General features: G+C 68.2%; 10 protein-coding genes and 2 pseudogenes. 8 read left to right on the forward strand and 4 right to left on the reverse strand.

Translation table 11 applies throughout. From position 1 onward, the window contains the following. Window positions 1–22 precede the first annotated feature (22 nt). A complete protein-coding gene (locus IPG65_RS15035; RefSeq protein ID WP_293191321.1) occupies window positions 23–1273 on the forward strand; it encodes an acetamidase/formamidase family protein in 1251 nt (416 codons plus the stop codon). A gap of 137 nt (window positions 1274–1410) precedes the next feature. Continuing rightward, entirely contained in the window at window positions 1411–1611 is a 201-nt protein-coding gene (locus IPG65_RS15040) for a transposase (RefSeq protein WP_366819692.1), read from the forward strand. Window positions 1612–1888: 277 nt separating this feature from the next. Here IPG65_RS15040 and IPG65_RS15045 read toward each other — a convergent pair whose 3' ends face one another. Then, the gene (locus IPG65_RS15045) at window positions 1889–2593 is read right to left on the reverse strand and encodes a Bax inhibitor-1 family protein (protein WP_293191323.1); all 705 of its coding nucleotides are present in this window, start codon (window positions 2591–2593) and stop codon (window positions 1889–1891) included. Between the two features lie 194 nt (window positions 2594–2787). Here IPG65_RS15045 and IPG65_RS15050 point away from each other — a divergent pair, with 194 nt between their 5' ends. From IPG65_RS15050 to IPG65_RS15060, 3 genes and pseudogenes are all read left to right on the forward strand, one after another. Further along, window positions 2788–3195, forward strand: a complete 408-nt coding sequence (locus tag IPG65_RS15050; protein WP_293191326.1) for a heme-binding protein — start codon at window positions 2788–2790, stop codon at window positions 3193–3195. 70 nt (window positions 3196–3265) lie between these two features. Continuing rightward, window positions 3266–3349 (forward strand): annotated as a pseudogene (locus tag IPG65_RS15055) (IS1 family transposase); the annotation flags it as partial. Between the two features lie 230 nt (window positions 3350–3579). Then, a complete protein-coding gene (locus IPG65_RS15060; protein WP_293191328.1) occupies window positions 3580–4014 on the forward strand; it encodes an IS1 family transposase in 435 nt (144 codons plus the stop codon). 86 nt (window positions 4015–4100) lie between these two features. On the opposite strand, the gene IPG65_RS15065 is transcribed toward IPG65_RS15060, so the two are convergent. Then, window positions 4101–4922, reverse strand: a complete 822-nt coding sequence (locus IPG65_RS15065) for a pyruvate, water dikinase regulatory protein (protein WP_293191330.1) — start codon at window positions 4920–4922, stop codon at window positions 4101–4103. Window positions 4923–5122: 200 nt separating this feature from the next. On the opposite strand from IPG65_RS15065, the pseudogene ppsA reads away from it, so the two are divergent. The 3 genes and pseudogenes from ppsA to IPG65_RS15080 all read left to right on the forward strand — a co-directional run bounded on the left by ppsA (window position 5123) and on the right by IPG65_RS15080 (window position 9879). Next, window positions 5123–7512, forward strand: a pseudogene (gene ppsA / locus IPG65_RS15070) (phosphoenolpyruvate synthase). Window positions 7513–7565: 53 nt separating this feature from the next. Further along, window positions 7566–7814 carry a DUF4212 domain-containing protein gene (locus IPG65_RS15075; protein WP_293191332.1) on the forward strand — a complete coding sequence of 83 codons (249 nt, stop codon included), beginning with the start codon at window positions 7566–7568 and terminating at the stop codon, window positions 7812–7814. Further along, window positions 7798–9879, forward strand: a complete 2082-nt coding sequence (locus tag IPG65_RS15080) for a VC_2705 family sodium/solute symporter (RefSeq protein WP_293191334.1) — start codon at window positions 7798–7800, stop codon at window positions 9877–9879. The genes IPG65_RS15075 and IPG65_RS15080 overlap by 17 nt, the downstream gene beginning before the upstream one ends. A gap of 84 nt (window positions 9880–9963) precedes the next feature. Here IPG65_RS15080 and IPG65_RS15085 read toward each other — a convergent pair whose 3' ends face one another. Continuing rightward, a complete protein-coding gene (locus IPG65_RS15085) occupies window positions 9964–11823 on the reverse strand; it encodes an ABC transporter ATP-binding protein (protein WP_293191337.1) in 1860 nt (619 codons plus the stop codon). A 379-nt stretch (window positions 11824–12202) separates the two neighbouring features. After that, window positions 12203–12772 carry a DNA-3-methyladenine glycosylase gene (locus IPG65_RS15090; protein WP_293191340.1) on the reverse strand — a complete coding sequence of 190 codons (570 nt, stop codon included), beginning with the start codon at window positions 12770–12772 and terminating at the stop codon, window positions 12203–12205. Window positions 12773–12842 lie beyond the last annotated feature (70 nt).

The following is a 12842-nucleotide window of genomic DNA, read 5'->3' on the forward strand; positions in this document are numbered from 1 at the left end:
TGGGGTCATCAAAAGGATTCCCATGAAGCTGAACACCCATTTCTCTCGCCTGACCCTGGCGGCATTGCCACTGGCGCTGGCCGCCTGCGCAACGTCCACGTCGACCACGCCGCAATCTCCCCCGTCTTTCCAGATGCTGCGGCAGCTGCACGCCGAACCCACGCGGCTGGCCACCGGCTCCTACTCAGGCAGCTTCTACGTGCCCTCGACGCTGCAAACCATCTCCTGGGGCTATCTGCCCAACCGCACCGCCAAACCGGTGCTGACGATTCCCTCGGGCGCCACCGTGGTCTTCGACACGGTGTCGCACGAAGGCCTGCTGGAGGACCAGGGCCGCGACGCGGCTGCCTACTTCGGCACCAAGGGCGTGCCGCGTGCGCAGGTGCTCGACGAGGCGCAGGCGATCACGGCGTCCAAGCTGGCGCATGACTTCGACAAGGACGGCCCGCACATCGTCACCGGCCCCATCGCCATCGAAGGCGCCATGCCCGGCGACGTGCTGAAGGTGGAGATCCTGAAGGTGGAGCCGCGCGTGCCCTATGGCGTGATCTCCAACCGCCATGGCAAGGGCGCGCTGGTGGGCGAGTTCCCGCGCAAGCCGGCGCAGGCCAACCCCAGCGCCGCCCATCCCGAACGCTACGGCAACGTCTCCGTCTTCACGCCCATCGAGCCCGGCAAGAACGGCTACGAAGGCATCATCGCCACGCCGGGCGGCAAGAAGATCCGTTTTCCGCTGAACCCCTTCATGGGCATCATGGGCGTCGCGGCCAACACCGATCAGCCCGTGCATTCGGTGCCGCCAGCCGCGCATGGCGGCAATGTGGACGTGAACGACCTGGGCGCGGGCACCACGGCCTATTACCCGGTGCAGGTGCCGGGCGCGCTGTTCTATACGGGCGACAGCCACTTCGTGCAGGGCGATGGCGAGGTCGCGCTGACGGCGCTGGAGGGATCGGCTCGCGCGACGTTCCGCCTCAGCCTGCTCAAATCCGGCCGCGACGGCGTGCCCGGCAAGAAGCTGACGCAACCCATGGGCGAAACCGATGCCCACTGGATCACGCTGGGCCTGGACCCCGACCTGGACGAGGCCATGAAGAAGGCCACGCGCGAAGCCATTCGCTTCCTGGTGGCCGAATACGGCATCTCCGAGGAACTGGCCTACGCCTACCTGAGCGCGGCCACCGATTTCGAGGTGTCGCAGGTGGTGGACCGCACCAAGGGCATCCACTCCAAGATCCGCAAGTCGGACTTCGGTGAATTCACGAAGCCCTGAACTGCATTCGGCTATTGGCGCTTTTCCACGCTCAATTGGGGATATAGCCAAAAGAAAAGGGGCCCAGCGAGATCGACGGCAAGTCACGCACGCTGTTCACTTCGCTGGCCGATCCCAAGCGCTGGGCCGCCGACGAGGTGTTTGCGCTGTACCACGAGCGCTGGGAGATCGAACTCGCGCACGCAGAGATCAAGACCGACATGCTGCGCCAGGCCATGACCCTGCGCAGCCAGCATCCCGCTGGGGTTGAGCAAGAGTTGTGGGCCACCTTGCTGATGTACAACTTGATCCGCCTGGAAATCACGCGCATTGCACACGAAGCCAAGGTTGAGCCTTGACGCATCAGCTTCATCACAGCCCTGCGCTACATCATTGACGAGTGGCTGTGGAGTGCAAGCAGCACCACGCCCGGCGTGATCCCGGCCAAGCTGCGGGGGCCATGCGCCAGAACATCCGCCGCTTCATCCTTCCACCTCGTCATTCCGAACGACGATACCCGCGCGTCGTGCGCATGACCAAGACTCACTACCCCATCAAGAGAAATGCCGCTCAGACTTAACTGAACGGCATTGGCCCCGCAGGGCCCCTTGCGCCGTTGGCGTTGCGCCGGCGATGTCAGTCGTTGCTGCCGCCGCCCAGGCCCAGCAGCGCCAGCAGGCCCTGGAACACGTTGAACAGGTCCAGGTACAGCGCCAGGGTGGCGCTGATGTAGTTGGTCTCGCCGCCGTCGATGATGCGCTTCAGGTCGTACAGCATGAACAGGCTGAACACGCCGATGCACAGGGTGCTGATGGCCATCATGCCGGCCGTGGAGCCGACGAAGACGTTGACGATGGCACCGGCGAACACCACCAGCGCGCCGATGAACAGCCATTTGCCCAGGCCGGAGATGTCGCGTTTGATAACGCTGGCCAGGCTGGCCATGACGAAGAACACCCCGGCGGTGCCGCCCATGGCGGTCATGACCAGATCGGAGCCGTTCTTGAAGCCCAGCACCATCGCGATCATGCGCGACAGCATCAGGCCCATGAAGAACGTGAAGGCCAGCAACACGGGCACGCCTGCGGCGGAGTTCTTGGTTTTCTCGATGGCGTACATGAAGCCGAAGGCGCCGCCCAGGAAGACCATCAGGCCCAGGCCGCCGGACAGCGAGCGCGTGATGCCGGTGCTCACGCCGATCCAGGCGCCCAGCACCGTGGGCAACAGGCTCAGGGCCAGCAACCAGTAGGTGTTGCGCAGCACCTTGTGGCGCTGCGCCTGTACGGCCACGCCACCCAGGGCGGGGTCGGCGTAGGCGAGGGTTTGCGAGCGGTCGTTCATGGGTTGATATCTCCTTGCTGTCAACCTGCGGCCGCCACCATGGCGTCCTGTCGGTTTGATTGTACGTAGAGTCCGTTTCGCACCCGAAAATTCCCTTCAGAATCAAAAGGATGCGATGTGAACGGCGATTTCGCGATGCAGGCCGGCGCGGGCGGATATTCTCGGGTGCTTCAACCCCTACAAAGGAATCCAGCATGAAAACCAAATCCTGTCTCGAAGCCGCCGACGTCAAGGCCATCGCCGCCGCCGCGGAGGCCGAGGCGCTGAAGCAGGCGTGGCCGGTGACGATCGCCATCGTCGACGACGGCGGCCATCTGCTGCATCTGCAGCGGCTGGACGGCGCGGCGCCGGTCAGCGCCCACATCGCGCCGGCCAAGGCGCACACGGCGGCGCTGGGGCGGCGCGACAGCAAGGGCTATGAGGACATGATCAACGGCGGCCGCACCGCCTTCCTGTCGGCGCCGGCGATCGTTGGCCTGCTGGAAGGCGGCGTGCCGATCGTGAAGGACGGCCAGTGCTTGGGCGCCGTGGGCGTCAGCGGCGTGAAGGCGCACGAGGACGCGCAGGTTGCGCGCGCCGGCATCGCGGCGCTGGGCCTGTGATATTTTGAATGAAATCGGGGATTGCTAAACAGGTATTGATACACTTGCATTTTTCCCTCAAGATTGCCGGATGAACCTCGCTTGCCCACGTTGCACCTTGACCGATCAGGTGGTCAAGAATGGCCGCAGCCGCCACGGCCACCAGCGCTGGCGCTGCAAGGGCTGCGCGCTGACCTTCGGCGAGCGCGATCACCGGCTCATTGACCCGGCGATCAAGCAAAGCGCTTTGCGCCATTACGCCGAAGGCGTGGGCCTGCGGGCCACCGAGCGGCTGGTGGGGCCCAGTCACAACACCATCATCGGCTGGGTGCGCCAGGAGGTTGCTGGTCAGGCGCTGGCGCGCCTGGATGCGGCGCAGGTGCAGTACGTCGAGGCCGATGAGCTGTGGAGCTACGTGGGTTCAAAAAAAGACCAATTTGGCTGTGGTGGGCTATTGATCGCACTTCCTGCCGAATTCTCGGCTGGGCGCTGGGCGATCGTGACACCCGAGCAGCCCGAGCGCTGGGCGCGCAGATTCCTCAAGGCCCTCACATCCAGTACTGCACCGACCACTGGCGCTGCTACGCAGCCATCTTCCCCGCCGGGCAGCACACCCAAGGCAAGGCGCACACGCACATCATCGAGAGCATGAACAACAAGCTGCGCTGCTATCTGGCGCGGCTGCGCCGCAAGACGCACTGCTACTCCAAGAGCGCGCTCAACCTGCGCGACTCGCTGCTGTTTGTGTGGCAGCGCAAGTTCGGCCACGCGCTGGCGCCCCAGGCCGGCGAGATCACATGCCGGCGGCTCTGGGATGTTGAGATATCAATACCTATTTAGCAATCCCTGAAATCGGCCTCCAGCCGGCGCCGGTATTTCGCCAAAAGCTATTGTTAACGTAGCAAAAGACGGCCCGGATCGCGCCCTCAGTAGCTCAGCCGCTCGGGCCGCAGCTCCTGCAGGATGGTGGTGGCGATCTCTTCGATCGACTTGGTGGTGGTGGACAGCCAGCGGATGCCGGCGCGGCGCATCATGGCCTCGGCCTCGGCCACTTCCATGCGGCAGTTGTCCAGCGCGGCGTAGCGCGAGTTGGGCCGCCGCTCGGCGCGGATCTCGGCCAGGCGCTCGGGCGCGATGGTCAGGCCGAAGATCTTGTTGCGGTGCGGCGCCAGCGCGGGCGGCAACTGGCGGCGCTCGAAGTCCTCGGGGATCAGCGGGTAGTTGGCCGCCTTCAGGCCGTACTGCATGGCCAGGTAAAGGCTGGTCGGGGTCTTGCCGCTGCGGCTGACGCCCACCAGGATGACGTCGGCGCCCTGCAGATCGCGGTTGCTCTGGCCGTCGTCGTGCGCCAGGCTGAAGTTGATGGCCTCGATGCGATCGTTGTAGGCCTTGCTCTTGCTCGCGTCCGAGAAGCGCCCCACGCGGTGCAGGCTCTTGATGCCCAGCTCGTGCTCCAGCGGCTGCACGAACATGCCGAACATGTCCATCAGCATGCCCTTGCAGCCGGCGCGGATGATGTCCAGCACCGCCATGTCCACCAGCGTGGTGAAGACGATGGGGCGCTTGCCCTCCACCTCGCCCACGTGGTTAATCTGGCGCACCGCCTGGTGCGCCTTGTCAGGCGTGTCGACGAAGGGCAGGCGCACGTGGCGCGGCTGAAAGTCGAACTGCGCCAGGATGGAGTTGCCGAAGGTCTCGGCGGTGATGCCGGTGCCGTCGGAGACGAAGAAAACGGTGCGATCGGGCATGGTGGCGGTGGGCTTCTGCGGGGCCGGCGCGATGGTGGCGGCATCCCTACAATCACGCCCATTATGCGAATTCGCGCGCCGCACCCCGCCGGATGGCGCCGGCTGATCCAGCCCGGCCGGCCAGCCGCGTGCAGCGCCTTCGCGCCGCGGCCACGCCTGCGCCGCCGCGCCCACAGGTTTTCAAACTCCGGAGCTTTCCCATGTCCCAGCGTTTCGAGCCGACCGCCCTGGTCGTGCCCTTCGAACAACTCAGGATGACCGATGTCGAGGCGGTCGGCGGCAAGAACGCCAGCCTCGGCGAGATGATCTCGCAACTGCCGCAGGGCGTGCGCGTGCCCACGGGCTTCGCCACCACGGCGCACGCGTTCCGCCAATTCCTGGCCCATGACGGCTTGGCCGAGCGCATCAGCCGGCGTCTGGCGACGCTGAACACCGACGACGTGCGCGCGCTGGCCGAGGCCGGCGCCGAGATCCGCGGCTGGGTCGAGGCCCAGCCCTTTCCCGCCGACCTGGCGCAGGCCATCCGCGGCGCCTTCGCCACGCTGTCCGAGGGCAACGCCGAGGCCAGCTTCGCCGTGCGCTCGTCGGCCACGGCCGAGGACTTGCCCGACGCCTCGTTCGCCGGCCAGCAGGAGACCTTCCTCAACGTGGTGGGCATCGAGGACGTGCTGCACAAGATGAAGGAGGTGTTCGCCAGCCTCTACAACGACCGCGCCATCAGCTACCGCGTGCACAAGGGCTTCGCGCACGACGTGGTGGCCCTGTCGGCCGGCGTGCAGCGCATGGTGCGCTCCGACCTGGGGGCGGCGGGCGTCATGTTCACCATCGACACCGAGTCGGGCTTCGACCAGGTGGTCTTCATCACCAGCAGCTACGGCCTGGGCGAGACGGTGGTGCAGGGCGCCGTCAACCCTGACGAGTTTTACGTGCACAAGCCCATGCTGCAGGCCGGCAAGAAGGCGCTGATCCGCCGCAACCTGGGATCCAAGCTGATCCAGATGGTGTTCGCCACGCCGGCGGAGAAAGCCGCCAGCGGCAAACTGGTGAAGACGATCGACGTGCCTGCCGAGCAGCGCAACCGCTATTCGCTCACCGACGCCGACGTCGAGCAGCTGGCGCGCTACGCGCTGGTGATCGAGCAGCACTACGGCCGCCCGATGGACATCGAATGGGGCAAGGACGGCACCGACGGCCAGCTCTACATCCTGCAGGCGCGCCCCGAGACGGTGAAGAGCCAGCAGCAGGGCAAGACCGAGCTGCGCTACAAGCTCAAGAGCACTGGCACCGTGCTGGCCGAGGGCCGCGCCATCGGCCAGAAGATCGGCACCGGCCCGGTGCGGCTGGTGGGCGCATCGCCGAGATGGACAAGGTGCAGCCCGGCGACGTGCTGGTCACCGACATGACCGACCCCAACTGGGAGCCGGTGATGAAGCGCGCCGCCGCCATCGTCACCAACCGCGGCGGGCGCACTTGCCACGCCGCCATCATCGCGCGCGAACTCGGCATCCCGGCCGTGGTCGGCTGCGGCGACGCCACCGAGCGGCTGAAGGACGGCACCCTGGTGACGGTGAGCTGCGCCGAGGGCGACACCGGCCACATCTACGACGGCCTGCTGGAAACCGAGGTGACCGAGGTGCAGCGCGGCGAGATGCCGCCCATCGCCACCAAGATCATGATGAACGTGGGCAACCCGCAGCTCGCCTTCGACTTCGCGCAGCTGCCCAACGAAGGCGTGGGCCTGGCGCGGCTGGAGTTCATCATCAACAACAACATCGGCGTGCACCCCAAGGCCATCCTGGACTACCCGCAGGTGGATGCCGACCTGAAGAAGGCGGTCGAGTCGGTGGCCCGCGGCCACGCCAGCCCGCGCGCCTTCTACGTCGACAAGGTGGCCGAGGGTGTGGCCACCATCGCCGCGGCCTTCTGGCCCAAGCCGGTGATCGTGCGCCTGTCGGACTTCAAGAGCAACGAGTACCGCAAGCTGATCGGCGGCAGCCGCTACGAGCCCGAGGAAGAGAACCCGATGCTGGGCTTCCGCGGCGCGTCGCGCTACGTCAGCGAGGCCTTCGGTGAGGCTTTCGCGATGGAGTGCGAGGCGCTCAAGCGCGTGCGCGACGACATGGGCCTGACCAACGTGCAGGTCATGGTGCCCTTCGTGCGCACGCTGGGCCAGGCCGAGCGCGTGACGGGCCTGCTGGCCGAGCGTGGCCTGGCGCGCGGCCAGAACGGCCTGAAGGTGGTGATGATGTGCGAAGTGCCCAGCAACGCCATCCTGGCCGATGACTTCCTGAAGTTCTTCGACGGCTTCTCCATCGGCTCCAACGACCTGACCCAGCTCACCCTGGGCCTCGACCGCGACTCGGGCATGGCGCTGCTGGCGGCCGACTTCGACGAGCGCGACCCCGCTGTCAAGGCCTTGCTGTCGCGCGCCATCGCGGCCTGCCAGCGCCAAGGCAAGTACGTCGGCATCTGCGGTCAGGGGCCCAGCGACCACCCCGACTTCGCGCGCTGGCTGGCCGACGAGGGCATCGCCTCGATCTCGCTCAACCCCGACAGCGTGATCGCCACCTGGACCCTGCTGGCCCAGTAGCGCCGCCTTGCCAGCCCGAGCCGGACGCTATGAAAAAGGAAGCTGTTGGCGCAATGCGGGTACGGGCTTGGCTGCTTTTTCTTTGGGCAACCGCCTCGTTCGGCGTGTGCTTCTTCGCGCGCGACCTCGACCAGGTGGTGGCTGGCTGGCCGCTCAACTTCTGGCTGGCGGCGCAGGGCGGGGTGCTGGTGTTCATCGGCATCGTGATGGCGTACGCGTGGTACATGAACCGCGCCGAGGCGGGCTTGCCGCCCGCCGGCGGTGAAGCGGCCGGCGAGGGCGGCGATGGCGTCCCCCGGTAGCCGCGCCGGGCGCGGCGACGTTTGGCGCGTGCACCGCGCGATGGCGCTGTTCGTCACCGGCTTCATTGCCTTCCTGGCGCTGATGGCCTGGGCCGAGCACGCGGGCCTGTCGCGCGGCTGGATCGGGCCGATCTTCCTGTTCCTGTCGGTCATGGTGTACGCCTGCATCGGCATCTACGCGCGCACCACCGACCCGGACGACTTCTACGTCGCCGGCCGCCGCATCCCCGCCATGTACAACGGCATGGCCACGGCGGCGGACTGGATGAGCGCGGCCTCGTTCATCAGCCTGGCCGGCGCGTTGTACCTGCAGGGTTTCTCGGGCACGGCGGCGCAGCCGGGTGGGCTGGCCTACGTGCTGGGCTGGACCGGAGGCTTCTGCCTGGTGGGGCTGTTGATCGCGCCGCGCTTGCGCGCGATGGAGCTGTACACGGTGCCCGACTTCTTCGTCATCCGTTTCGGCGGGCGCTGGCCCCGCCTGCTGGCGGCGCTGGGCGCGGTGGCGTGCTCGTTCATGTACGTGGTGGCGCAGATCTACGGCATCGGCCTGATCGCCTCGCGCCTGACGGGCGTGCAGTTCGAGATCGGCATCCTGCTGGGGCTGGGCGGCGTGCTGCTGTGCTCGTTCCTGGGCGGCATGCGCGCCATCACCTGGACGCAGACGGTGCAGTACGTGGTGCTGCTGCTGGCGTTCATGATCCCGGTGTCGTGGCTGGCGTACAAGCAGCTCGGCACGCCGCTGGCACCACTGGCCTATGGCGCGCAACTGCTCAAGATCGAGCGGCTGGAGCAGGTGCTGATCGCCTCGCCGGCCGAGCAGGAGGTGCGCGCCGCCTACCTGGAGCGCGCGCGCGACTACGCCGAGCGCCTGCAGGATCCGGCCGCCGCGCTGGCGCGCGAGCGCGACCGGTTGGAGGATCGCCTCCGTCAGCTCAAGGCCCAGGGCGCCGACTTCTCGCTGGTGATGCAGGCACGGCGCGAGCTGTCGGCCCTGCCGCGCGACGCCGCCAGCGCGCGCGAGCTGTGGGGCCGCGCCATGCAGGAGGCCGAGGAGCGCGCCAAGCCGCTGGGCGGCCTGCCGCGCCACGGCCAGGCCTTCGCTGGCGACCCGCGCGGTACGCCGGACGAACAGGCCGAGTTCAGCACCTCGCGCCTGAACTTCGTGGCGCTGATGTTCTGCCTGATGGTGGGCACGGCCAGCCTGCCGCACCTGCTGACGCGCTTCTACACCACCTCCAGCGTGGCCGAGACGCGCCGCTCGGTGGCGTGGTCGCTGGTGTTCATCGCGCTGCTGTACCTGGGCACGCCGGCGCTGGCGGTGTTGGTCAAGTACGAGGTGATGCAGCACCTGGTGGGCAGCAGCTTCGACGAATTGCCGCACTGGATCGCGCAGTGGGCGCGCGTGGACCCGGCGCTGATCTCGGTGCAGGACATCAACGGCGACCGCATCCTGCAGTTCGGCGAGATCCGCCTGGGCGCCGACATGATCATGCTGGCCACGCCCGAGCTGGGCGGGCTGCCCTACGCCGTGTCGGGGCTGGTGGCCGCGGGCGGGCTGGCGGCGGCGCTGTCCACCGCCGACGGGCTGCTGCTGACCATCAGCAACGCGCTGGTGCACGACACGGCGCCGGTCAAGGGCGGCGTGGTGCAGGTGTCGGAGAACCGCGTGATCCTGTCCAAGTTCGCCCTGCTGGCGGCGGCCATGCTGGCGGCCTCGGTGGCGGCGCTGAAGCCGGCGGAGATCCTGTCGCTGGTGGCGGCCTCGTTCTCGCTGGCGGCGTCCACGTTCTTCCCGGCGCTGGTGGCGGGGCTGTTCTGGCGCCGCGCCAGCGGGCGCGCGGCGGTGGCCGGCATGCTGGCGGGCGCCGGCGTCACCGTGGCCTACATGCTGCTGGCCAGCCCGTCGGTGCGCGCCTGGTGGGGCCTGGCGCCGGGCGGGCTGTGGTGGGGCATCCACCCCGTGTCGGCGGGCTTCTTCGGCGTGCCGGCGGGGTTCGCGGTGATCGCGCTGGTGTCGTGGTGGGAAGGGCGCCGGGCGCCCGGCGCGCTTCCCGTGTCCGCCTGAATGCTATTTAATATATAGCTTTTGGCGAAATACCCGCGCGGGCTAGGGGCCGATTTCATTCGAAATTTGGCGAGCGAGCGGGCCTCATGCCGGCGCGGCCAGTTCGGCCTCCTCGGCCTGCTCGCCCAGGAAGCCGCCGCTCTGCCGCGCCCACAGGCGCGCGTACAACCCGCCCTGCGCCAGCAGTTCGGCGTGCGTGCCCTGCTCGGCGATGCGCCCCTGGTCCAGCACGATCAGCCGGTCCAGCGCGGCGATGGTGGACAGGCGGTGCGCGATGGCGATCACGGTCTTGCCCTTCATCAGCTCCTCCAGGCTTTCCTGGATCGCCGCCTCGACCTCGGAGTCGAGCGCGCTGGTGGCCTCGTCCAGCAGCAGGATGGGCGCGTCCTTGAGCATCACGCGGGCGATGGCCACGCGCTGGCGCTGGCCGCCGGAGAGCTTGACGCCGCGCTCGCCCACGTGCGCCTCGTAGCCGGTGCGGCCCTGCAGGTCGGTGAGGTGCCCGATGAAGTCGTGCGCCTGGGCGCGGTGGGCGGCGGCGTGCAGTTCGGCCTCGGTGGCGTCGGGGCGGCCGTAGAGGATGTTGTCGCGCATGGCGCGGTGCAGCAGCGAGGTGTCCTGCGTCACCATGCCGATGTGCTGGCGCAGGCTGTCCTGCGTGACGTGGGCGATGTCCTGCCCGTCGATCAGGATGCGCCCGCCCTGCACGTCGTGGAAGCGCAGCAGCAGGTTCACCAGCGTGGACTTGCCGGCGCCCGAGCGGCCGATCAGGCCGATCTTCTCGCCGGGGCGGATGGTCAGGCGCAGGTGGTCGATGACCGGCGCGCCGCCGTCGTGGTAGCTGAAGGACACGTCGTCGAAGCGCACCTCGCCGCATGCCACCACCAGCGGCCGGGCATCGCGCGCGTCCACCACCGTGCGCGGGCGCGACAGGGTGTTGATGCCGTCCTGGATGGTGCCCACGCTCTCGAACAGGCTGGTCATCTCCCACATCACCCAGTGGCTCATGCCCGACAGGCGCAGCGCCATGGCGGTGACGGCCGCCACCGCGCCCACGCCGACCTGGCCCAGCGACCACAGCCACAGCGCGCTGCCGCAGGCGCCCAGGATCAGCGCCACGATCAGCACGTGGTTGACCACCTCGAACTGGCTCACCAGCCGCATCTGCGCGTAGCCGGTGCGCCGGAAGTCCTCCATCGCCGCGCGGGCGAAGGCCGCCTCGCGGTGGGTGTGCGAGAACAGCTTGACGGTGGCGATGTTGGTGTAGGCGTCGGTGATGCGCCCGGTCATCACGCTGCGCGCGTCGGCCTGCGCGCGGCTGACCTGGCCCAGGCGCGGCACGAAGTACAGGCCCGCCAGCGCATAGGTCAGCGCCCACAGCAGGAAGGGCAGCATCAGCCAGGCGTCGAAGCCCGCCGCCAGCGCCAGCATGGCCACCATGTACACGCCCATGCCCACCACCACGTCGGTGGCGGTGAAGATCATGTCGCGCACGGCCAGCGCGGTCTGCATGATCTTGGTGGTGATGCGGCCGGCGAACTCGTCGGCGTAGAAGGCCATGCTCTGGCCCAGCATCAGGCGGTGGAAGTTCCAGCGCAGCCGCAGCGGGAAGTTGATGGCCAGCGTCTGGTGCTTGACGATGGTCTGCAGCGCCACCAGCGCGATCGAGGCCAGCAGCACCGCGGCCAGCACCGCCAGCATGGCGCCGTGCTCGGCCCACAGCCGCCCCGGCGAGGTCGCGGCCAGCCAATCGACCACCCGGCCCAGCATGGCGAACAGCAGCGCGTCGTAGGCCGAGGTGGCGGCCGACAGCAGCGTCAGCGACAGCACGTAGCCGCGCAGGCCGGCCGTGGCGTTCCACACGAAGGCGAAAAAGCCCTTCGGCGGCAAGCCGGGCTCCGGGTCGGGGTAGGGCGGAAGGAGTTTTTCGAAGTAACCGAGCAAGGCGGGGCCTCGTGACGCTTGGTGGGCGCAGCATTGTGCCCGCAGGGGGCGAACGGCGCCGCAGGGCGGAAAATGCGTTTGGAGATGCTTCTTATTTGATAGCTGTTGGCGTAATACTGGTACCGGCTGGTGCCCAATTTCTTCAAATAAAAGCCGGCGCGCACCGTGCAGAAAAAAGCGATGCCCGCCGAAGCGGTGCATCGCTTGAAAACCGCAGCCGATGAGGAAGGGAAGAGGAGGAGCGGCTGCGGCGGATCTCACAAGCCGGCGCCGCATGCAAGGCGCCGTTCATGGCTTGCCCGTATGGTGGCCCGAAACGCACGGCTGGCGTGTCGGCCCGGCGCGCGCGTGCTTGTCGGACCCGTCCTTCACGCGGCGCTCAAAAGCGCCGGCTCAGGTAGCGCGAGCCCGCCAGGCCGAAGCGCCAGGGCAGATCGACCGCCTTGCTGATGCCGATGCGCGGGCCGGCCACCACCTCCGCGCGTGCGCCGCCGCCCGCGGCCAGCAGCGCGAAAGGCGCCTGGTCGAGCGGCAGGCCGTAGTGCTGGAGCGCGATGCCCAGCGCCTGGCCCACGCGGCCGGGACCGGCGCACAGCAGGCGCGCGTTCTCCAGCCCGCGCCGCGCGCGCATGAGGTCCAGCCCCTGCGTGGGCTCGATCGCTCGGATCAGCACCCCGGCGCCGTGGCCCGCCTCGCGGCAGACGAAGTTGAGGCACCAGTGGATGCCGTAGCTCCGGTACACGTAGGCGTGCCCCGGCGCGCCGAACATCGCCCGGTTGCGCGGCGTGGGGCCGGCATGGGTGTGCGAGGCGGGCTCGCCCCGGTCGTAGGCCTCGGTCTCGACGATGACGCCGCCCACGCCATCGACCAGCAGCGTGGCGCCGATCAGCGCGCGGGCCACGTGGGGCGCGTCGGCGGCGAAATCATCGGCGGTCAGGGAGCGGGGCATGGCGATGCGGGAGGGTATGCGGTTGGGCGCGGCTAAGATTGTCCGACACGCCATTTCATGAGGAGACCCC

The sequence above is a fragment of the Ottowia sp. genome, assembly GCF_016703145.1.
Lineage (GTDB): Bacteria > Pseudomonadota > Gammaproteobacteria > Burkholderiales > Burkholderiaceae_C > Ottowia.